The sequence below is a fragment of the Ruegeria sp. HKCCA5763 genome (assembly GCF_013034545.1).
In the GTDB taxonomy this organism is placed as follows: domain Bacteria; phylum Pseudomonadota; class Alphaproteobacteria; order Rhodobacterales; family Rhodobacteraceae; genus Ruegeria.
Genome location: NZ_WQGF01000003.1, coordinates 288608 through 308906 on the forward strand (window position 1 = coordinate 288608; position 20299 = coordinate 308906).

20 protein-coding genes are annotated in these 20299 nt (G+C 58.7%); 7 read left to right on the plus strand and 13 right to left on the minus strand.

Annotated elements, in window-relative coordinates:
* Positions 1-252: 252 nt before the first annotated feature.
* Genes GOV89_RS07950 through GOV89_RS07970 form a run of 5 tightly spaced genes read right to left on the minus strand, consistent with a single transcriptional unit; the run spans position 253 to position 4459 of the window.
* Positions 253-795 (minus strand): DUF3833 family protein, encoded by a 543-nt coding sequence (locus GOV89_RS07950; RefSeq protein WP_171178419.1) that lies wholly within the window; start codon positions 793-795, stop codon positions 253-255.
* Positions 792-1409, minus strand: coding sequence for a DUF3833 domain-containing protein (locus GOV89_RS07955; protein WP_171178416.1), 618 nt, complete (start codon positions 1407-1409; stop codon positions 792-794). Before GOV89_RS07955 ends, GOV89_RS07950 begins: the two co-directional genes overlap by 4 nt.
* Complete coding sequence (locus GOV89_RS07960; protein ID WP_171237923.1) at positions 1406-2629, minus strand: MFS transporter; 1224 nt, start codon at positions 2627-2629, stop codon at positions 1406-1408. The genes GOV89_RS07955 and GOV89_RS07960 overlap by 4 nt, the downstream gene beginning before the upstream one ends.
* The gene (locus GOV89_RS07965; protein ID WP_171178412.1) at positions 2629-3174 is read right to left on the minus strand and encodes a hypothetical protein; all 546 of its coding nucleotides are present in this window, start codon (positions 3172-3174) and stop codon (positions 2629-2631) included. Before GOV89_RS07965 ends, GOV89_RS07960 begins: the two co-directional genes overlap by 1 nt.
* Positions 3128-4459, minus strand: a complete 1332-nt coding sequence (locus tag GOV89_RS07970) for an NAD(P)/FAD-dependent oxidoreductase (RefSeq protein ID WP_171237924.1) — start codon at positions 4457-4459, stop codon at positions 3128-3130. Before GOV89_RS07970 ends, GOV89_RS07965 begins: the two co-directional genes overlap by 47 nt.
* 192 nt (positions 4460-4651) lie before the next feature.
* On the opposite strand from GOV89_RS07970, the gene GOV89_RS07975 reads away from it, so the two are divergent.
* A complete protein-coding gene (locus GOV89_RS07975) occupies positions 4652-5377 on the plus strand; it encodes an SDR family oxidoreductase (RefSeq protein WP_171178408.1) in 726 nt (241 codons plus the stop codon).
* Positions 5378-5380: 3 nt separating this feature from the next.
* Here GOV89_RS07975 and GOV89_RS07980 read toward each other — a convergent pair whose 3' ends face one another.
* Positions 5381-7033 (minus strand): DUF6504 family protein, encoded by a 1653-nt coding sequence (locus GOV89_RS07980; RefSeq protein WP_171178405.1) that lies wholly within the window; start codon positions 7031-7033, stop codon positions 5381-5383.
* Positions 7034-7094: 61 nt separating this feature from the next.
* Positions 7095-7382: an I78 family peptidase inhibitor gene (locus GOV89_RS07985; RefSeq protein ID WP_171178403.1), complete on the minus strand. Its 288-nt coding sequence runs from the start codon at positions 7380-7382 to the stop codon at positions 7095-7097.
* Between the two features lie 129 nt (positions 7383-7511).
* Between GOV89_RS07985 and GOV89_RS07990 the strand changes: the two genes are divergently transcribed.
* Complete coding sequence (locus tag GOV89_RS07990; protein WP_171178401.1) at positions 7512-8624, plus strand: S-(hydroxymethyl)glutathione dehydrogenase/class III alcohol dehydrogenase; 1113 nt, start codon at positions 7512-7514, stop codon at positions 8622-8624.
* A gap of 109 nt (positions 8625-8733) precedes the next feature.
* Positions 8734-9447, plus strand: coding sequence for an NYN domain-containing protein (locus GOV89_RS07995; protein WP_171178853.1), 714 nt, complete (start codon positions 8734-8736; stop codon positions 9445-9447).
* 9 nt (positions 9448-9456) lie between these two features.
* Here GOV89_RS07995 and GOV89_RS08000 read toward each other — a convergent pair whose 3' ends face one another.
* The 3 genes from GOV89_RS08000 to GOV89_RS08010 all read right to left on the minus strand — a co-directional run bounded on the left by GOV89_RS08000 (position 9457) and on the right by GOV89_RS08010 (position 13920).
* Entirely contained in the window at positions 9457-10395 is a 939-nt protein-coding gene (locus tag GOV89_RS08000; RefSeq protein ID WP_171178398.1) for a DMT family transporter, read from the minus strand.
* 144 nt (positions 10396-10539) lie between these two features.
* Entirely contained in the window at positions 10540-10953 is a 414-nt protein-coding gene (locus tag GOV89_RS08005) for a group III truncated hemoglobin (RefSeq protein WP_171178396.1), read from the minus strand.
* A gap of 48 nt (positions 10954-11001) precedes the next feature.
* Positions 11002-13920, minus strand: coding sequence for an error-prone DNA polymerase (locus tag GOV89_RS08010; protein ID WP_171178394.1), 2919 nt, complete (start codon positions 13918-13920; stop codon positions 11002-11004).
* 110 nt (positions 13921-14030) lie between these two features.
* Here GOV89_RS08010 and GOV89_RS08015 point away from each other — a divergent pair, with 110 nt between their 5' ends.
* Positions 14031-14495, plus strand: a complete 465-nt coding sequence (locus GOV89_RS08015; RefSeq protein WP_171237925.1) for a DUF1203 domain-containing protein — start codon at positions 14031-14033, stop codon at positions 14493-14495.
* On the opposite strand, the gene GOV89_RS08020 is transcribed toward GOV89_RS08015, so the two are convergent.
* A complete protein-coding gene (locus tag GOV89_RS08020; protein ID WP_171178852.1) occupies positions 14492-15481 on the minus strand; it encodes an ABC transporter ATP-binding protein in 990 nt (329 codons plus the stop codon). The genes GOV89_RS08015 and GOV89_RS08020 overlap by 4 nt on opposite strands.
* Positions 15482-15568: 87 nt before the next feature.
* Between GOV89_RS08020 and GOV89_RS08025 the strand changes: the two genes are divergently transcribed.
* The 3 genes from GOV89_RS08025 (at position 15569) to polA (ending at position 19167) form a co-directional block, all read left to right on the plus strand.
* Positions 15569-15745: a zinc-finger domain-containing protein gene (locus tag GOV89_RS08025; protein WP_170533977.1), complete on the plus strand. Its 177-nt coding sequence runs from the start codon at positions 15569-15571 to the stop codon at positions 15743-15745.
* An 82-nt stretch (positions 15746-15827) separates the two neighbouring features.
* Entirely contained in the window at positions 15828-16298 is a 471-nt protein-coding gene (locus tag GOV89_RS08030) for a hypothetical protein (protein ID WP_171178392.1), read from the plus strand.
* 70 nt (positions 16299-16368) lie between these two features.
* A complete protein-coding gene (polA, locus tag GOV89_RS08035) occupies positions 16369-19167 on the plus strand; it encodes a DNA polymerase I (protein WP_171178390.1) in 2799 nt (932 codons plus the stop codon).
* Between the two features lie 42 nt (positions 19168-19209).
* Here the strand turns inward: polA and GOV89_RS08040 are convergent, their stop codons facing one another.
* On the minus strand, positions 19210-19440 hold the full coding sequence (locus GOV89_RS08040) for a DUF2798 domain-containing protein (protein ID WP_171237926.1): 231 nt from the start codon (positions 19438-19440) through the stop codon (positions 19210-19212).
* 62 nt (positions 19441-19502) lie between these two features.
* A complete protein-coding gene (locus GOV89_RS08045) occupies positions 19503-20258 on the minus strand; it encodes a hydroxypyruvate isomerase family protein (protein WP_171178388.1) in 756 nt (251 codons plus the stop codon).
* Positions 20259-20299 lie beyond the last annotated feature (41 nt).

Sequence of the window (20299 nt, forward strand, 5' to 3'; positions counted from 1 at the left end):
GCGACAGGCGAAAAAACGTGTTGTGCGGGCGAGTGTGCCTGCAGGTATGGTGGGCAAACGGGATGGTCTGTTTTTCCTTTGGGGCCAGATTGAACGAGCGCGTCTAAATTTGGAGAACACAGTTCCTTCTGACGGAACCGTTCCGGATGGGTCAGGCATGAACAGGAACGGCAGTAAAAATCGAACAGTGCAAGCCCCGGTAGACGAGTTTATTTTCTACTGATTCCGGAAGACCGGTTGATCCCGCTTCGGCTATCGCTTTTCGAAGAAGAGGATCACTTCGCCCAGACGTACGCCATAGCGTGAGACGTAGGCGCGATTAAGAAGCCGATCATCATCCAACAACCACATCCAATCGTCGAATTTGACGCGCATCGTCCCGTCCTTGATCGGCAGGTCGATCTTGTACTTCCAGTTGAACGTATCACCGCGCTCAATCCCGCTGGCGGTGCCCAACACGCCGGGGGCTGTACCGGTCCAGGTATCCTCACCGGTTTTCGTCAGCGTCCAGATACGCTGTTCGGTGGCGCCATCGTCATAAACGAAATCTTCGACTAGCGTCAGGGTTTCACCATCCCATGTCCCGTCGATATCCACCGTAAATCTGCGGGGGATATTGCCCAGAATATCCTGAAACTGACCGTAGGCCACCGTTTTGCCTTCGAAGAACTCTTCGAGATTCAGTTGCCGGTCGGACAAGAAGGTCTTGGGCACCTTCGGCTTGCTGGAACAGGCCGCCAAAAGCGCAAGGCTTGCTATGGCAAGAAAGGTGAGAAGGGTACGGAAAACACTCATTGCAGTGGTTTCCCTTCGGATGTCGCATCATACCCGTTTGCACCTGGCACGTGCGTGGTTTTCAAATCGGGAGCAGGGCGCATCGTAGCGACCAGTTCAGCAACCTTGAGGCCGAACTTGCGCATCTCGGATCGGTTCATGATGACGCCGTGTTCCGTGAGATACATCCAGTCTGTGACGTCCAGAGTGTGCCCCCCCGCATCTTCGGGCAGGATGATCCGATAGGTCAGTTTGACGGTTGAGCCTGAGATGACGCCCTGACCCTCACCGACGATATCGTCCGCCGTTGCGGTGAACGTGTTGCCGGTGCCCAGTGTCAGATACCACTTTCGGTTCATCTGTTTGCCGTTGGAATAGGTGAAGTATTCCGACAGCGTGCCCGAATTTCCGCTCCATTCGCCGACCATGCGCGCGACAAAGCTGTTCGACATCTTCCCATTGGGGCCATAAATCAGCCCTTCGGACAGGATTTCTCCGTTCAGATGCTCTTTCAGTGAAAAGGCAGGTCCGGTTCCCGAGTAGTCGGATGGAGATTGCGCGCGAAAGCTCAGCAGACGGGCGCGGATGAAAACTGCGATCAAAAGGACCAGCAGGATGATGGCGATAGCGTTCATTTGCTTGTGACCTCGGTGGGCAGGGTCAAGACCATTCCAAACGCGCCGAGCTTGAGGATGCAGGGCAGCACCGCATAAGCAAGGTTGAGTGTCTCTAGCGCGACAGCAGAATTGGCTTGACCGGGGGTGAAGCCGCTGCGTTCCAGCAGTGGCAAGGTGAAAAAGGCAGCCAGGGCGAGGCCAAGCTTGCCTGCGAAAGACCAGATGCCAAACGCCGCAGAGGCGTTCAGCCCGGCCCGGGTCAAGACGACCGAGAACATAGCGGGCAGCACGACCATATCCGCACCTAAGGCAGCGCCCGAGGCAAGGCAGATCACGGCAAACCCGGTTAGATTCCCAGCGCTCAGGGTGGCGGCACCGATAAACCCTGCGATTGAGAGGGGCATGGCAATTATCAGAGTCTGTTTCGGGCCAATCCGGTTGGAGAGTTTGGCCCAAAGCGGCACGCTTGCGCCCGCGCTGAGGAAGAACAGGATCAACAGCGGGCCTGCTTTGCCCGGCAGTTGCAACCGATCTTCAACAAAAAACAAAAACAGGGTCGAGGTGATGGCTACGGGCAGGCTGTTAACCAGGGCAAGCGCCAGCAGGCGCAACCCTCCGGCCTGACCCAGCCCTGCAAAAGACAGACCGGTGCCGGTGATTGGCGTGCGCCTCCAGATCGGAATAGTCAGCAGCAGGGTCAGAACTGACAGCAGCCCCAGAAACACTCCAAAAGCAGGATAGCCTTGGGCTTGCGCGCCAAATGCAACCAAAAGCGCTGGAGCGCTGGCAGCGATGACCACGCCGGTCAGTTGCCCGCCTTCGCGAAAGGCGGCCAAGGTCATCAGTTCTTGCGGGTCTGGACGTTTCGCCAAAGTTGCGCTGCGCCCGTACAAAAGGATGGTTCCCAGGCTGTAAGCCGAGAACAGCAGGATCAAAACCGCGATCAGCGCGGCGACACTGACACCCTGCGGCAAGCTAAAGAGCAAAGGGAAACCGACCGCCAACCCCAACGCCGCTAGAGAGGCAAATACAAGCTGGCCCTTTGGCCACTTGTCGATTGCCCAGCCAATCAACGGGTCCTGAACCAAATCAACAAGGCGGATCACCAGAAGAACAGTTCCAATTACACCCAGGCCAATACCTAAATTCACCGCCGCAAAGCGCGGCAGGTGGATATAAAGCGGGATGCCCGCCGCAGCGAGCATCAGCGCATACAGGCTGACCCGAGGATAAAGCATCAGCGCCCCTGCAGTTTCTGCGTGAACGACGCCGATCGCGTGTTGTCCCCCAGAAACACGGACATGAAACTACGCTTGATGCCCGGATAGGACATAGTGCAGGTTTTTTGCCCGTTCAGCCAGAAGCTTACGTTATCCGGCCCGTTGGACACCGCGAGAAAGCTGTCCCCCTTGGTCACGGCTTTGAAACACTGGTCCAATTGGTTGCGTACCGGGGCAGAGCGTCCGATCCGGTCCATCTCGTCCAGGGTCGAGTTGACCAGCGCTTTCTTCTTGAAGTTCTTGCGGTAGGTCAGTTGCAGGCCGATGTCTTCGCTCCAACTAAACGGAGCGCCGCCGGGGGTATAGAGTTTGGCGTCATAGAGCGGCAGACCCAGATATCGAAAAGTCGCTGAGCCACGCAGTTGCGCGTCCTTCAACTCTTCGTTCACGGGCGACGCCAGCGCTGCTGATGGGGCCAGTAGCGCCACGGTCAGTAACGCTGCACGCAAAATTCCCTTATTCGGCGGCCACGGGGATGGCCGGGTCTTTCCCAGAAATGCCATTGTCAGCTCCGATGGTTTGCGGGGTGCCATTAATTTGCGCAACGACATGCATCGCGCTGGCAATCCCGTCTTCGTGAAATCCGTGCCGGTTATAAGCACCGGCAAACCAAGTTCGGTTCTGTCCCTGCATCTCGCGGATTTGCCCTTGTGCCTTCAGGGCGGCTTTGTCGAATACCGGATGGGCAAATTCGACCTGATCATAGATTTTGTCCGCGGGAATTTCTGATGAAGCATTCAGCGTCACAAACAGGGGATCGCTGTCCGGGATGTTCTGAAGCCTGTTCATCCAATATGTCACGCCCACATTTCCGGCTTGCGAGCGATAGGTCCAACTGGACCAACACGCGCGCCGCTTGGGCATTTGGCGTTGGTCGCAGTGCAGTATGGCGGTGTTGGGTTGATAGCGGATCGCGCCCAAAGCTGCGGCCTCGGCCGGGGTTGCGCCTTCGCCCAAAATGGCGAGGGACTGGTCCGAGTGGGTCGCCAGGATGATCTCGTCGAATTGATCCGTATGCCCCTGGCTGGTGACGCTGACGCCCATGTCGTCGCGATGAACGTGTTGAACCGGGGCGGCCAGTCGGATGTCGCAGCCACGTGCGCGCAGAGCGGCGTCTATGCGGCGGACGTATTCGATGCTACCGCCGCTGACTGTATACCATTGATGCTGATTGGCACGCCCACTCGCCAGCAACGCATGGTTGCGGAAGAACTGCACAAGCGAACGGGCCGGGAACTGATCTACGAACTCAACCGGCGTGGACCAGATCGCGCCGCACATGGGCATCAGATAGTTGTGCCGGAACCAGTGACCCAGACGCAGTTGATCGACCAGTTCACCAATCGTTGTGTCGTCGTCCTTGGCGGCCTCGGGCGCTTCTTTGCCGAAGCGTATGATGTCTGCAATCATCTTGTAGTAGGCAGGGCGCGCCAGATTGCGTTTCTGCGCCGTCAGCGTGCGCAGATTGTTCAACCCGTATTCGATGCGGCCATTGTCGATGGTCGCGCCAAAGCTCATTTCGCTTTTGGTGACGGGTACGTTCAGCTCGTCAAAAAGCTGCGTCAGGTAAGGGTAGGTTGCGTAGTTGAAAACGATAAAGCCGGTGTCGACCGGCTGGTCGCCGTTTTTGCCAGCCATCACCGTGCGGGCATGACCACCCAGCCTGGGTTCGGCTTCATACACCGTCACGTCGTTGTTTTCTGAAAGGTAATACGCGGCAGAGAGACCCGAAACGCCTGCACCTACAATCGCAATTTTCTTCCGTACACCCCGGGTTTCGTCGAACATTCCAGCCTCGTTATGTGACATTTTACAATGAGATACGCAGGGTATGCCGTGCTGGATCAATCCGGATAGAAGTTTTTAACAGATGCACTATCTTGTGACTTCGGGTTTCAGCGCCCGCTTCCTTGCGTCACCCTATGATCCACTGCGGGTGCAGGGCCGTAAAAAGTGTAACTTCAACGAAACGGCGCGGGTATGAGCAGCTTTGACGGAAAAACCTATTGGATCATCGGCGCAAGCGAAGGCTTGGGCCGTGCCTTGGCCGAGGCACTGAGCGGTAAGGGCGCGCATCTGATATTGTCTGCACGCAACGCCGCGCGTTTGAATGAAATCTGTTCCAAGCTTCCAAATGCACGCGCGATTCCGTGTGATGTGACCGATTTAGACTCTGTACGCAATGCCGTGGCCGAGGCAGGTCAGATCGACGGTCTGGTTTACAATGCAGGCGCTTACGAGCCCATGCGCTCGGGCGAATGGGATACCGAGGCTTCGCTCAGGATTAGCGATGTGAACTATTCGGGGGCGTTGCGGGTATTAGGTGAAACGGTTCCGGGCTTTGTTCAGGCGCGTCAAGGAGAGATCACTCTGATCGGGTCGCTGGCCGGATATCACGGTTTGCCTGCCGCTATCGGATATGGGGCCAGCAAGGCGGCGCTGATTTCGCTGGCCGAAACGATGCGGCATGATCTGGCGGGCACCGGTGTGACGGTGCGCATTGTCAATCCCGGCTTCATCAAGACCCGCCTGACCGACAAGAACAGTTTCAAGATGCCGATGCTGATGACAGCTGAGGACGCGGCAGAGCGCGTGGTCAAAGCGATGTCGCGCCGCCGGTTCCGTACCGATTTCCCGGCACCATTCTCGTGGTTTATTCGTTTGATTGACTACCTGCCGGATCTGCTGGTTTATCGCGGAAAATAGACTCTAACAAAACTGTCCCTGACAGAACCAGCCTGCAGACATGGTGCCTCCGTGCCCGTAGAACAGCCATAGGCGTTCGCCCTGTTCCGTCACCACCACCCAGTAATCGCGCACGCCGCTGCGCCAGTTGGGGTCATCCAGCCACCATTCCGGTGCGATCCGTTCCGGGCCGGTGGCCTGAGCCAGTTGCCAGTCGCGTCCGCGCCAGCGGAATGCGGTTGGGACATCTGGGGTTTCCGGTGCCATCACCGGCTCGGGCTGCCACATCTGCAAGGGCCGGGGGCGCGGCGGTGCAGGCCAGTCGCGCGCGGGTTCCGACCATGCAGCCGCCAGCGTCTGTGCCGTTTTCTCGGGGATATGAGAGGCGGCCGGGTGCCGTCTTGTGATCGCCTCCAGCCCAACACGCGCACCCAGCTTGCCGATCAGGTCATCCACGGCTGTATTGCCCTCAAGCCGGTTACGAGCCACGCGGCGTGCCTCGGCATGACCGGCGATGGTGCGGGCGTGGATGGGCTCGGTCTGGATCGCTTCAAGCCGCAGCATGTCGATGCCATAGCCTGCATCGATCTTGTCGATTTTCATCTCTAACAAAGGTCGAATACGATGTTTGTCATAGGTCGGGCGGGCCAGGCCGACCTCGATGATCTCGGCGGCTTGATCAGCACGGTGCGCCTCAAGCCGTAATGTCCGCACCCCGCGCCCTTTCTCCTCCAGCTTGGCGCAGAGCGTGGGCAGCACCCGATCAACCGCAGCCATCACATCCTCGATCAAACCGATCGGATTGGGCAGCGTCATGCGCACCGCGAACTGATGCGGCGGACGCGCGGGCGAGACCGGCTCGGGTGCGCTGCCCATGGCCTGATCCAGCCGCAGCACCAGCCCGCGCCCAAAGCGGCGCGCCAGCGACGCGCGCGGCTGGCCCAGTAGATCGCCGATCCGGCGCAGGCCCAGCCGGTTCAACTGCGTCACAACCGGGTCGTCCAGTCGCAGCGCCGCGATGGGCAGGGGGCTGAGCGCACCATAGGATTGCCCCGGCGCTGCAATACGCGCGCCACCACCCAGGGCCATCACTTGTGGTGCAGCCCCGCCTTTGGTCCAGTGTCGCCGCTTGCCTGCCCGGGCGCGGGTGGCGCGGGCCTCTTGGCTGATGGCGTCGCCATTGCGGTCGGATGTGGCCTCTTGACCTGCATAGCGTGCCAAAGCCCAGGCTGCGCCCAGCGTGTCGGCAATGCCCATTTGTACGCTGAGGCCCATATCAGCGCAGTCGGTTTCCAGCACGCTCAGCAGCGTCTCTTCCCCGCCAAACAGATGCGCGCAACCCGACAGATCAACGATCAGCCCATCCGGAGCTTCTTCGGCCACCCAAGGGCTGAACTTGCCCGCCCAGCGGCGCAGCGCGGTTAGAAACGCAGTCTCGGCCGGGGCGTTGCGGTGCCGTGTGATCAGGCTGGCGCACATGGCATGGGCATCGCGCACGGGCTGGCCCACACGCAGCCCGGCGGCCTGCGCCTCAGTATTCAATGAGGTAATGACCTGCATGTTCGACTGCTCAGTGACCACAGCCAACGGCCCGGCATGCAGCCCCCGCGCGGCGCGGATCAGCCGTTCAGCCCCAAGACGGGGAAACCACAGTGAAAGTATTCGGCGTTTTGGCATCGGCAGACATCAAAATGTTCCCACTTTGTTCTTATCTGAGAATCAACGCCCGAGTCCACGCTTACCCGCAGGTCAGGCGCTGAATAACACCGGCCCCGTTTACAAAGACGTTCAGCCTGTCGATCCGGTAATCCTGCGTTGCAATGTCATCGGGCCCCAACACGCGGGTGCGTTCCGGCAAATCGGCCTGAATGGACGAAACCGGCTGGCCTACCGAGTCGGCAAATGCTTCGCCCTGACAAAAGGCCAGATCAACCGGCGCGTTCTCGGGCGCAAGGCGTGCTTCTTCGGGGGCAGGGGTCTCGGCGCAGGCGGCCAGAAGGATCAGAATCGGGATAAATCGGTGCATTGGCGTTCCTCATTCCGGCAATGTCGTTTCTGCAATATCAAACAATTAGCAAGTCTGTCATGAAAGCACAGTTGAAAACACCCTGCAATTGACGCAGGGTCGGGTCAAAGAAGACAGGGAGACAGTGATATGCGCACCCGTGCCGCCGTCGCCGTTCAGGCGGGCAAACCTTTGGAAGTGATGGATGTGAATCTCGAAGGCCCCAAGGCGGGCGAGGTACTGGTGGAAATCAAGGCCACCGGCATTTGTCATACAGACGAATTCACCCTGTCGGGTGCCGACCCCGAGGGCCTGTTTCCGGCCATTCTGGGCCATGAAGGCGCAGGCATCGTGGTTGAGGTCGGCCCCGGCGTCACCAGCCTGAAGCCGGGTGACCACGTGATCCCTCTTTACACTCCTGAATGTCGCGAGTGTGAATACTGTCTGCATCCCAAAACCAACCTGTGCCAGGCGATCCGGGAAACCCAAGGCAAAGGCTTGATGCCCGACGGGACCTCGCGATTCTCGACTTTGGATGGTGATCCGATCCTGCATTACATGGGCTGCTCGACCTTCTCGAACCACACGGTTCTGCCCGAGATCGCGCTGGCCAAAGTGCGTGAAGACGCGCCTTTCGACAAGATCTGCTATATCGGCTGCGGCGTCACCACCGGCATCGGCGCTGTGATCAACACCGCCAAGGTCGAAATCGGCAGCCGGGCCATCGTGTTCGGCTTGGGTGGCATTGGCCTGAACGTGATTCAGGGTCTGCGTCTGGCCGGGGCGGATCAGATCGTTGGCGTTGACCTGAACCCATCGAAGGTCGAGATGGCCACGAAATTCGGCATGACCGATTTTGTGAACCCCAAAGAGGTCGAAGGCGACCTGGTTCCCTATCTGGTCAACCTGACCAAGGGCGGCGCGGATTATACCTTTGACGCCACCGGCAACGTCGGCGTGATGCGCGACGCACTGGAATCGGCGCACAAAGGCTGGGGTGAATCGATCATCATCGGCGTGGCGCCTGCTGGGGCCGAGATCTCGACCCGTCCGTTCCAGCTGGTCACCGGCCGGTCATGGCGCGGCACAGCCTTCGGCGGCGCACGTGGTCGGACCGACGTGCCCAAGATCGTCGACTGGTACATGGAAGGCAAAATCGAGATTGACCCGATGATCACCCACACCATGGGTCTGGACGACATCAACCACGGCTTCGACCTGATGCATAAGGGTGAGAGTATCCGGTCGGTTGTAGAGTACTGATAAAACTCAAATAATCTTAAAGGGCGGGCTTTTGCTCGCCCTTTTTTGTTACTACATTCCGCAATGCGAATTAGTTTTGTTTTGAGGAATTACAGTGACAACAGCAGGCATGGATCGCTTGGCGGTCCTTATTGATGCAGAGAATGTACCGGCAAAACACGCGCCGGAGATTTTTGAAGAAATCGCCACTTTGGGCGAGGCAAGCCTAAGGCGGATCTACGGAGATTTTTCGAACGGGTCGCCGCAGGGATGGAGCTCTGGATCATTGGCGGAATACGCAATTGTTCCCCAACAGCAATTTGCCAATGCGTCCAAAAAGAACTCCAGCGATATTGCCTTGGTCATTGATGCTATGGATATCTTGCACAGCAGTCGGTTCAGTGGGTTTGTGTTGGTATCATCCGATAGTGACTTTACCCGCTTGGCCAGCCGCATCCGCGAGCAGGGGTTGAAGGTATTCGGCATTGGTGAAGAACGAAAGGCTCCCAAAGCGTTCGTGAATGCTTGCAACAGGTTTATCTACATTGAAAACATCCACAAGCCGGAGTGCGGAGCAAATACTTCAAAAGAAAACAAAGACGCAAAATCGAAACATGGATTGAACCATGCGTATCAATTGATCCGGAATGTTGTGTTGAACACAAACGAGGCGGACGGGTGGGCCAGTCTTTCCTTTGTGGGTAACCAACTTGGTAAGATGTATCCGGATTTCGACTCTCGCACTTACGGCCACAAAAGGCTAGGCGATTTGGTCCGCGCCATTGGCCGCTTTGAAGAAGGTGATATCAACGGGGGTCTCAAGATCAGGTGTAAGGACAGTTGAAGCCTTGCTTCAGCCCCCCGGCCTCGTTGCTCCCGTATCCGACCGCGGAGACCGCACTCGCAATACTGGCGTGTTGACCGACGAAGTATTGGCCCGGCTCTCGCGCCACACCACGAACACACCCGATGCAATGATGACACTGGCCCCGACCGCGACCCAGCCGTCCGGGCGTTCACCAAAGAAGATCATGCCAAACAGTGTGGCCCAAATGATCTGACTGTATTGGCTGGGGGCCACGACCCCTGCAGGCGCGGCACGGTAGGCGAGGATGATCAAATGCTGGGCGATGACCGAGAACACGCCAACCAGCGCCATCATAGCCAGATGCAGCAGCGAGGGCGGCTGATAGACGGCAGGTTGCGCAAGGCTCATCACCACGATGGCTAGAAGCATCGGATAGAGGATGAGCACGGCCGAACGTTCCTCATTCCCGATCTTTCGCACCAGAACAGAGCCAAACGCGCTGCAAAACGCAGCTGTCAGGGCGGTAAGGTGACCGAGGGTGATGTCCGTCGTGCCGGGGCGCAGGACGATCAGAACGCCGATAAGACCAACGACGACGGCGGCCCAGCGTTGGGCGCGGACGACCTCCCCCAATATGGGGATCGACAGAACCGTAACGAACAGGGGGAAAGCAAACAGCAGCGAATAGACCTCGGCCAGTGGCAGCACCGAAAACGAATAGAAGGCGCAGACCATGGATGTGACCATCAGGGCCGAGCGCAGCAGCACCAGCCAGGGATGGTGCGGCAGGAAGTTGCCCGTGGTCCGGTCGGTCAGGATCGTCACCGCCATCGGTACAAAGGAAAACAGCGTGGCGAAGAAAATGATCTGCATCACCGAATACGTCCCGCCCAGCACCTTGATCAGCGCGTCGTGGCTGGCAAAGACCGCGAATCCCGCAAACGCGAAACCAAGGCCCCTGAGGGTGGTGTTTTGAGTGCTCATCGATATGGCCTCGGGCGATGTCGGTGTGGTGGCACTGTGCCGTCGCAGCGCAAAGGGGCTGTCTTGCCCCTGAGTAACCCCATTTTTGCGGTCCGCATAGTCCTTATTTTACCGCTAACATGACAAAGCCGCCATGCAGAGGGATCAACGCAGGATCGGTGGCGCGTCTTTGGGTTGACGGGCCGATTGCACGCCAGCCTTCATCCCCACGCCGATACGTCGGGCCAGCGCGACCCAAGGGACTGCGGTTTCGGGCGGCAAGGTCTGGGTTGCAACCTCTTCGAACAGGTCCAGCCAGTGGGCAAACATCTCGGGTTTCACATCGGGCCGTTCTATATGGACCCGCTGTGGATTGCCGTCGTAGCTGCGTTCAAACAAGATGGCGTTGCGCCAGAACGCGGCGATCTTGTCCTCGTGCGCGGGCCAGTCGGTGACATGGTTGGCAAAGACCGGACCCAGCACAGCGTCTTCTCGTACGCGGGCATAGAAGGCGTGAACCTGCGCATTGATCTGGTGGGGTGTCGCCGGAAAGCGCGGCGGCAGGGTGGGTCTGGACATGAGGTCACCAAATTCGACTCTGTCTCGGAGCAATATCCCCTTCAACCGTCATGCAACAGGCGTGGTTTTGTCGCGCGGCTCGGGCGTCAGGATATGCCGTAGCAAGGCCACCGGATGCGCCCGCAGGCTAAGACGGGTGGCGACGTAATCTTCGACCACCTGCTCACCCAATGTCATTTGCGGCAGATAGGCTTCGGGCTCGTCCAGCGCCTCACCTTCCAGATCTTGCGAGAACAGAGGCAAGGGCTTGGCGGTCGCAATCGCCTTGGCCTGCCACAAGGCCTCGCGTCGTGTCAGGTCGCAGGCAGCAAAGGCATCGGCCTCGGCCAGGCGTTCGATCACTGACGGCCCCAGACCCGCGCGACGCCACACATCGTCGACCTGATGGTAGCCGTTGCCGCGCGCAGCGGTCAGCCAGCTGGCGTCTTCCTCGCTGAGGCCTTTGATCTGACGGAACCCCAACCGCAGGGCCAGCCCACCATGGCCGTCAGGCTCCATCACATTGTCCCAGAAGCTGGCATTGATGCAGACCGGGCGCACCTGCACCCCATGTTCGCGCGCATCGCGTACGATCTGGGCGGGCGCATAGAACCCCATGGGCTGTGAGTTCAGCAGCGCGCAGGCGAAAATCCCGGGATGGTGGCATTTTATCCAGGCCGAGGCATAGACCAGCAAGGCAAAGCTGGCCGCATGGCTTTCAGGGAAGCCATAGGACCCAAACCCTTCGATCTGTGAAAAGCAGCGCTCGGCAAACTCGTCATCATACCCGTTGCGCTTCATTCCGCGCAGGAATAGCGCGCGAAATTCGCTGACATTGCCATGCTTTTTGAAGGTTGCAAGCGACCGTCGCAGCCGATCGGCCTGTTCCGGGGTGAAACCCGCACCCACAATGGCGATCTGCATCGCCTGTTCCTGAAACAGCGGTACGCCCAGCGTTTTACCCAGCACCTCACCCAGTTCGTCCGAGGGGAAGCTGACCTCCTCCTCTCCGTTCCGGCGGCGGATATAGGGGTGAACCATGTCGCCCTGAATGGGGCCGGGGCGGATGATGGCGACCTCGATCACCAGATCATAGAAATTGCGTGGCCGCATCCGGGGCAGGAAGTTCATCTGCGCACGTGATTCCACCTGAAACACGCCGATACTGTCGGCTTTGCACAGCATGTCATAAATCACCGGATCCTCGGGCGGCAGGGTTGCTAGTGTATAGCTGGTCTGATGGTGTTGACCGATCAGATCGAATGCCTTGCGGATGCAGGTGAGCATCCCGAGGCTGAGAACATCGACCTTGAGGATGCCAAGAGAGTCGATGTCATCCTTGTCCCAGCAGATGACCGTGCGGTCTTCCATCGTGGCGTTCTCGATGGGAACAAGTTCGTCCAAACGCCTCTCGGTGATGATAAAGCCGCCGACGTGCTGGGATAGATGACGGGGGAAGCCGTCAATCTCATACACCAGCATTAGAGTCTGTTTCAGGCGACGGTCCTCGGGGTCGAGGCCGATCTCGCGCATCCTGTGTGCTTCGAGCCCGGCGGTCGAGAAGAAACCCCAAAGCTGCGAGGACAGCGCCGAGATCGTGTCTTCGGTCAGCCCCATGACGCGGCCCACCTCGCGGATGGCGCGCTTGCCGCGGTAATGCACGACCGTGGCGCACAGCCCCGCGCGTTCGCGGCCATAACGATCATAGATGTGCTGGATCACCTCTTCGCGGCGTTCGTGTTCAAAATCCACGTCAATGTCGGGCGGTTCATCGCGCGCCTCAGAGACAAAGCGTTCGAACACCATCGTACCCATCTCGGGGCTGACTTCGGTGATGCCGAGGCAGAAACAGACCACCGAATTGGCCGCCGAGCCGCGCCCCTGGCACAGGATGCCCCGTGATCGGGCGAAATGGACGATGTCGCGGACGGTAAGGAAATAGGGTTCATATTTCAGTTTGCCGATCAGGGCGAGCTCATGGGCCAACATCTTCTGAGCTTTCTCTGACGCGCCTGCCGGATAGCGCCATTTCAACCCCTCATGTGCCAAACGGTGCAGGCGTTGGGTCGGAGTTTCCTGTTCGCTGCCCTCGCTGGGATATTCATAGCGCAGCTCGTCGAGCGAGAATGTGAGTTGCTCGCTCAGCTCATGGGCGCGGGCAACAGCGCCCTCGTGACCTTTAAAGATGCGCAACATCTCGGTCTCGGAGCGCAGGCGCTGTTCGCCATTGGCCAATGCCTCGCGGCCCAGATCATCCACCTTACGGCGCAGGCGGATGGCGGTCAGAACGTCGGCCAGCTTACGACGGGCCCCGTGATGCATCATCGGTGTGGCACTGGCGAGTGTGGGGATGCCCAGTTGCTTTGATTCAGTCTCTAACAAAGAGAAATATGCGCTGTCTGCGCCATCGTATCGAGGGTGCATCAACAGGTTTATCCGCCCGGCAAAGCGGCGCGTCAGTTGTTGCGCGTGTGTCCTCCATGCGCTCGCGCCGCCTTGGGATCGGTCCGCTTGTGGCCAGAGCAGCAGGTGGAGGCCGTCGGAAAACTCCAAAAGGTCGGACAGGTGCAGGATGCAGTCGCCTTTCTCGGCACGCAGGCGGCCAGTGGACAGGATACGGCATAGGTTGCCCCAACCCTGTCGGTTCAGCGGCAAGGCGGTGACGGTAGGTGCGTCGGTAAAGATCAGCCGCGCGGCTGGGATCAGGCGCGGCACTGCGTGAATCGGATACGAGGGCGGTTTGGGGATGTGGTCAGGGCAGGGTGGGCCGATGGAGGTGCTCTGCGCTTCCCACTCCAGCCGTTCGCGGACCTTGCGGGCAATCTCGCGCGCCTGGGTGTGGGCGCGGACAATCCCGGCGACCGAGTTGTCATCGGCAATCGCAATAGCGGGCAGGCCCAGGGTGACGGCACGCTCCATATACTCCTCGGGGTGCGAGGCCCCGGTGAGGAAGGTGAAGTTCGATGTGATCGACAGCTCGGCATACATGGCGAGTCACTATTATATTCACGTTTTGTTCTTTTTCGAGTCCTTTGCGCAGGAAACGGGTCGCTTGAGATCGATCAGATCGGCAGGGTCGGCAAAAAAGGAGGCCCGATATGTTCAAAATTACTGCATTACCCACCAACGAGGTACGCGCCCTTCAGGCCGGTGGTCCGGATGCTTATGGCGCAACGCCCGAACACGCCGTTTCGACTGGTGCAGGCAATCCATGCCGCCACTGCCTGCAGAACATTCCCGAAGGCGAAGAGATGCTGATATTGGCCCATCGCCCCTTTTTAGAGACGCATCCGTATGCGGAAACCGGCCCGATCTTTCTGTGTGCTAAACCGTGCGAGCGGCATGAGGGGGAAGAGATGCCCGAGATTCTGACCACCTCTCCTGACTATTTGATCAAGGGCTATGGTGCGGATGACAGGATCGTCTATGGCACCGGGGCGATCACGCCCATGGAGCAGATCGGCGCAGCGGTGAAGGGCATCTTTGCTACACCGGATATCGCTTATATCCATGTCCGCTCGGCCAGAAACAACTGCTATCAGGCGCGGATCGACCACGCCTAAAGCTTAACGCGGTGCATTCCCCGGCGCGGCTGGTCCTGATCGTCTGCAGGTTCCTCGGCGCGCGACGAAGTCAGTGCAAGGAACACATCCTCAAGATCGGCTTCCTCGGTACGCACGTCACGAATACGGATACCCACGGCACGGACGGCTTCCAGCACCTGCTCGGCGCTGGTTTGATTGCCCTGATATTGCAGCACAAGGCTGCCATCGTCGCGCAGCGCGGCTTCGACCCCTTCTGTTGCAGGCAGTTTCGTCACAGGGTTGTCCGGAACGATCACCATCGTCCGGCTGTCCATCCGACCCAGCAAGTTGGCGGTGCTGTCCTGTGCGATCTTTTCGCCATGGTTGATGATGGCGATCTCGTCGCACATCTCTTGCGCTTCTTCCAGATAATGCGTGGTCAGGATGATGGTCATGCCCTGTTCATTCAGTTTGCGCACATTGGTCCAGAGCATCTGACGCAGTTCAATATCCACACCTGCCGTGGGTTCATCCAACACCAGAATCTTCGGGTGATGCACCAGCGCCTTGGCCAGCAAAAGCCGCCGCCGCATCCCGCCCGACAGCGTGCGGGCATACGCCTCGGCCTTGGCGCTGAGACCCACCAGTTCCAGAATCTCATCGCTGCGGCGCTGCGCCTTTGGCACGCCATAAAGCCCGGCCTGAACCTCCAACGCTCCACGTGGGGAAAAGAACGGATCCAGGTTCAGCTCTTGCGGCATCACGCCAATGGCGGAACGCGACTGGCGCGGGTTCTGATCCTGATCGAATCCCCAAATAGATACATGGCCCGAGGATTTCACAACCAGCCCGGCGAGAATGTTGATGAGTGTCGATTTTCCTGCCCCGTTCGGCCCCAACAGCCCAAAAACCGACCCGCGCGGAACGGTCAGATCAATGCCTTTCAGCGCGTGTTTCTCGGGCTGGCCCTTGCCGCCGCGATAGGTTTTGCGCAGCCCTTTGATCCTGATTGCGGCATCGCTCATGTGGCTCTTGCCCCCGGTTTGCTCATCGCTCATAAACGCACCTAGTACATGCCCGCGAGGCCGACAACCGAAGAAGGATCGCCAGCCGTGACCATCGAAGCGCCGGAAACCAAGATCGTCGAAACCACCCGTGTTGCCTGTGATGGCGGTGAAGGTGCGTTGGGGCATCCGCGCGTGTGGCTGCAAATCCCCGAAGATACCGGCTGGGTCGAGTGCCCCTATTGCGACTGCAAATATGTTCTGAAGGGCACAGAGCAGGGCTGATTGCCCCCCTAACCGGGTTTCGCCCAAATCTCGCCGCGATTTTCATGGTAGTGCGTTGGTGCAACCATCATAGGTGAGTGTGATGACCGACATGACTGCCACTGACACGGCCAACCCGGTTTTTGGTTGGATCGGGTTTTTCCTTGCGGCAATGGCTTTGTTCGCCGCGTTGTTTGTGTTCTGGGCCGGTCCTTTCGCGCCGCAACAGTCCACCGGCGTTTCATTGGGTGAACTGGCGGCAGAGCTTGGCAAATCCACCCTGCGCGCCGCAGCCGGGCTGGAGCAGCCTGCACCCGTGGCCCAAACCCGCGACCTGGACGATTACCTTCAAATTGGCGTGGCGATGCTGGGCGGGCTGGCAATTGTCGTCTCGGTGATTGGCATTTTGCGTCATGAACGGATGCGTCCGGCTATTGCGGGTGTCGCAGTCGGCATCGGCGCAATCCTGTTCCAGTTCTTCGCCTTCGCTTTCTTCGCCTTCCTCGGAGTTCTGGTGATCATGGCGCTGCTGAACAGTTTCTCGGACGTTTTCAGCGGTCTCTTTGGTGGGTAACGCACGTTCCTGACTGGTCACCCGCCTGCCCCTGTGGCAGAACCATCACTGACCGACAGGGAGAGCGCGCATGAGCAATTTCGGAAAAGGGTGTCATCTGCATCTGATCGACGGATCGGCCTTTATTTTCAGGGCTTATCATGCGCTGCCTCCGCTGACTCGAAAATCCGACGGATTACCGATCGGGGCGGTCTCGGGCTTCTGCAACATGCTGCAGAAATATGTCGAGGGAAACGCCGGACCAGATGCTCCAACCCATGTCGCGGTGATCTTCGACAAAGGTTCGCACACGTTCCGGAATGATCTCTACGATCTGTACAAGGCCAACCGCGAGGCGATGCCCGAAGACTTGCGTCCACAGATGCCCCTGACGCGCGAGGCGACAAAGGCTTTCAACATCGCCTGCAAAGAGCTTGAAGGGTACGAGGCTGACGACATCATCGCCACGCTGGCCGTTCAGGCGCGTGAGGCCGGAGGCCGTGTGACCATCGTCAGTTCCGACAAGGACCTGATGCAATTGGTCGGCGACGGCGTTGAGATGCTGGATGCGATGAAGAACAAGCGCATCGACCGGGATGGGGTTATCGAAAAATTCGGTGTTGGCCCTGAACGGGTGGTCGATGTGCAGGCTTTGGCCGGGGATTCGGTGGACAATGTGCCGGGTGCCCCTGGGATTGGCGTGAAAACGGCGGCCCTGCTGATCAATGAATATGGCGATCTGGAAACCTTGTTGGATCGCGCGGAAGAGATCAAACAGCCAAAGCGCCGCCAGACGCTGATGGAAAAACGAGACCAGATCGAGCTGTCCAAAAAGCTGGTGCAATTGGACGAAAACACGCCGCTGGACTTCACCCTCGACGATCTTGAAGTAAAGGACCCCGATGCCGAAACCCTTCTGGGGTTCCTGGCCGAGATGGAGTTTCGCACTCTCACCAAGCGGATCGCAGATAAGCTGGGGGCCGAAGCCCCGGTGATTGTTGACGCGCCTGCCCCTGCGGCTGAAGAACCAGAGGTAGCGCTTATTCCGTTTGATGCGTCGAAATACGAGTGTGTGCGCGACGCCAAGGCCATGCAAAAGTGGATCGATCAGGCTTATGAACGCGGTTGGGTCGCTGTCGATACCGAAACCACTGGTCTGAATGAAATGATCGCCGATCTGGTCGGCGTCTCGCTATGTGTTGAGGCTGGTGAGGCTTGCTATATCCCCCTGACCCATCGGGACGGTGCGGCGGACGATTTGTTCGGCTCGGATGCATTGGCCGAGGGGCAGATGCCACTGGATCAGGCTCTAACCCAGCTGAAACCGATGCTTGAGGATCCGTCGATCCTCAAGATCGGGCAGAATATGAAATACGATGCCAAGATCTTTGCGCGCCATGGGATCAAAGTTGCGCCGATCGATGACACGATGTTGATGTCTTATGCGATGCATGGCGGCGAGCATGGGCATGGGATGGACACTCTGTCCGAGCGCTACCTGAGCCACACGCCAATCCCGATCAAGCCGCTGCTGGGTTCGGGCAAATCCGCAATCACCTTCGACAAGGTTCCAATTGATGAGGCCACGGCCTATGCCGCCGAAGATGCGGATATCACCTTGCGTCTTTGGCAGCTGTTCAAGCCTCAACTGCATCAGGTCCAAGTGACGACCGTCTATGAGACGCTGGAACGCCCCTTGGTGCCTGTCTTGGCCGAGATGGAGATGCATGGCATCAAGGTGGACCGCGATGTGCTCAGCCGCATGTCCAACGCATTCGCGCAGAAAATGGCCGGGTTAGAGGCTGAAATTCACGAGCTGGCGGGTGAGACTTTCAACGTTGGATCACCTGCGCAGTTGGGTGAGATTCTGTTCGACAAGATGGGTCTTGAGGGCGGAAAGAAGGGGAAGACCGGGAAATATTCGACCGGGGCGGACATTCTGGAAGATCTTGCGACTGAACACGAACTACCGCGCCGGGTGCTGGATTGGCGGCAGCTGTCCAAGCTGAAATCGACCTACACGGACGCGCTGCAGACCCATATCAACCCGGATACCGGGCGGGTGCACACGTCTTATTCCATCACCGGGGCGAATACCGGACGTTTGGCCTCGACCGATCCGAACCTTCAGAACATCCCGGTGCGGACCGAGGAAGGGCGACGCATTCGTGAGGCGTTTATCGCCGAGCCGGGTAATGTCATGGTCAGCCTCGACTACAGTCAGATCGAATTGCGGATTCTGGCGCATATTGCGGATATTTCGGCATTGAAACAGGCATTCTCGGACGGGCTGGACATTCACGCCATGACGGCATCCGAGATGTTCGACGTGCCGCTGGATGAGATGACCCCCGATATTCGCCGTCAGGCCAAGGCGATCAACTTTGGTGTGATCTACGGCATCTCAGGTTTTGGTCTGGCGCGGAACCTGCGCATCCCTCGGGCCGAGGCGCAGGGCTTCATCGACCGATACTTTGAGCGTTTCCCGGGCATTAGAGCCTATATGGATGACACCGTCGCCTTTGCCAAAGAACATGGCTATGTCCAGACCCTGTTCGGGCGCAAGATTCACACGCCCGAGATTAACGCCAAGGGACCTCATGCCGGGTTCTCAAAGCGGGCGGCGATCAACGCGCCCATTCAGGGTACGGCGGCAGACGTGATCCGACGGGCCATGGTGCGGATGCCGGAGGCGATCAACGGCCTGCCGGCCAAAATGCTGTTGCAGGTGCATGACGAATTGCTGTTCGAAGTGGCGGAAGATTCAGTGGATCAGGTGATCGGCGTGGCACGCGACGTGATGGAGGGTGCCTCGGATCCGGCAATCAAGCTGGACGTCAAGCTGAGTGTGGATGCCGGGCAAGGCGCGAATTGGGCCGAGGCGCACTAGCGACGCGCCTCATCCGGCCCGGCGAACCCTCTTCGTCGCGGGTCAGTCTTGTGGCCTGACCATGCGGTTCACCATGCGTTGCACGGTTGGGCCAAACAGAAGAATTACGGTGAAGGCTATCGGCCAACAAAAAGCCCAGGATGCCAACCAATCTCCGAATGTGCTGGAGCCGAAACCAATGGCTTTCACTGTTGCGATCCCTGTGACGATGCAGGACATGAGGCCGGACATAATCAGGCTGAATACGGCGCGGGCATAGCGGGCTGGAATCATGGCGGGCATCCTGAAGGTCGTATTGCCTTTGATCTGCAGCATTTGCCTGTGAAATGCCAGTGCTAGGGCTGCATCCAATCAAGGCTGTCGGAGGTTTTCGATGTCGAAGGTGTGTATTCGGCACTGACCCAACCCGTATATCCCGCGGCATGCATAGCCGAAAACAAGCTTTGGAAATCCGTGGGTCCCCGACCCGGTTCAGACCGATCCGGGGCAGCGCCGATCTGGGCATGGGCCACTCTGCGATGAAATCGATCCCAAACGGCCTGCGCGTCGCCGTGGATCATGTGAGCATGAAAGCTGTCATATTGCAGGCCGACATTCGGGCGATTAACACGATCCAGAACCTCAGCTGCCAGATCGTAGTCGTTCAGGAAGTATTCAGGCTGCGACACCGAGTTGAGCGGTTCAATCGTGAACTGCTGTTGAGGCGCAGCATCAGCGGCCCATTGCAGATTTTGAACAAAACACGACAGAGCGTCCAACCCCGAGGCGTACCCTGACATGATGTGAATGAATCCGGGGCGCAGCATGTCCGCATAACGCAGAACGCGGCGGATATCCGACTGAAACCGGGCCTCGCCCCCCGGGACCGCGGCGAAACCGGGTTGGCCGCCCGTGTAATTAGGGGGTGGGGCGTTGATCAGTATCAATTCCAACCCGTTGGCCAGCAAGGCGCGGCGGGTTTCTTTAGCGGCTATGTCATAGGGGAACAGGATTTCAACAGCAGTGAATCCCGCATCAGCAGCGGCCTGAAACCGGTCGAGATAAGGCAGTTCGGTAAAGAGCAACGACAGGTTGGCGGCAAATCTGGGCATGAGAGATCTTCGGTAGTGACAGCTCGACCCTAACCGTCGAG

Coding starts and splice junctions, on each gene's coding strand:
- GOV89_RS07955 (WP_171178416.1), bottom strand. CDS start 1,409: ATGAACGCTATCGCCATCATCCTGCTGGTCCTTTTGATCGCAGTTTTC.
- GOV89_RS07980 (WP_171178405.1), bottom strand. CDS start 7,033: ATGCCAAAACGCCGAATACTTTCACTGTGGTTTCCCCGTCTTGGGGCT.
- GOV89_RS07950 (WP_171178419.1), bottom strand. CDS start 795: ATGAGTGTTTTCCGTACCCTTCTCACCTTTCTTGCCATAGCAAGCCTT.
- GOV89_RS08015 (WP_171237925.1), top strand. CDS start 14,031: ATGTTCAAAATTACTGCATTACCCACCAACGAGGTACGCGCCCTTCAG.
- GOV89_RS07960 (WP_171237923.1), bottom strand. CDS start 2,629: ATGCTTTATCCTCGGGTCAGCCTGTATGCGCTGATGCTCGCTGCGGCG.
- GOV89_RS08040 (WP_171237926.1), bottom strand. CDS start 19,440: ATGATTCCAGCCCGCTATGCCCGCGCCGTATTCAGCCTGATTATGTCC.
- GOV89_RS08030 (WP_171178392.1), top strand. CDS start 15,828: ATGACCGACATGACTGCCACTGACACGGCCAACCCGGTTTTTGGTTGG.
- GOV89_RS07975 (WP_171178408.1), top strand. CDS start 4,652: ATGAGCAGCTTTGACGGAAAAACCTATTGGATCATCGGCGCAAGCGAA.
- GOV89_RS07970 (WP_171237924.1), bottom strand. CDS start 4,459: ATGTTCGACGAAACCCGGGGTGTACGGAAGAAAATTGCGATTGTAGGT.
- GOV89_RS07985 (WP_171178403.1), bottom strand. CDS start 7,382: ATGCACCGATTTATCCCGATTCTGATCCTTCTGGCCGCCTGCGCCGAG.
- GOV89_RS08020 (WP_171178852.1), bottom strand. CDS start 15,481: ATGAGCGATGCCGCAATCAGGATCAAAGGGCTGCGCAAAACCTATCGC.
- GOV89_RS07995 (WP_171178853.1), top strand. CDS start 8,734: ATGGATCGCTTGGCGGTCCTTATTGATGCAGAGAATGTACCGGCAAAA.
- GOV89_RS07990 (WP_171178401.1), top strand. CDS start 7,512: ATGCGCACCCGTGCCGCCGTCGCCGTTCAGGCGGGCAAACCTTTGGAA.
- GOV89_RS08045 (WP_171178388.1), bottom strand. CDS start 20,258: ATGCCCAGATTTGCCGCCAACCTGTCGTTGCTCTTTACCGAACTGCCT.
- GOV89_RS08005 (WP_171178396.1), bottom strand. CDS start 10,953: ATGTCCAGACCCACCCTGCCGCCGCGCTTTCCGGCGACACCCCACCAG.
- polA (WP_171178390.1), top strand. CDS start 16,369: ATGAGCAATTTCGGAAAAGGGTGTCATCTGCATCTGATCGACGGATCG.
- GOV89_RS08010 (WP_171178394.1), bottom strand. CDS start 13,920: ATGTATGCCGAGCTGTCGATCACATCGAACTTCACCTTCCTCACCGGG.
- GOV89_RS07965 (WP_171178412.1), bottom strand. CDS start 3,174: ATGGCATTTCTGGGAAAGACCCGGCCATCCCCGTGGCCGCCGAATAAG.
- GOV89_RS08000 (WP_171178398.1), bottom strand. CDS start 10,395: ATGAGCACTCAAAACACCACCCTCAGGGGCCTTGGTTTCGCGTTTGCG.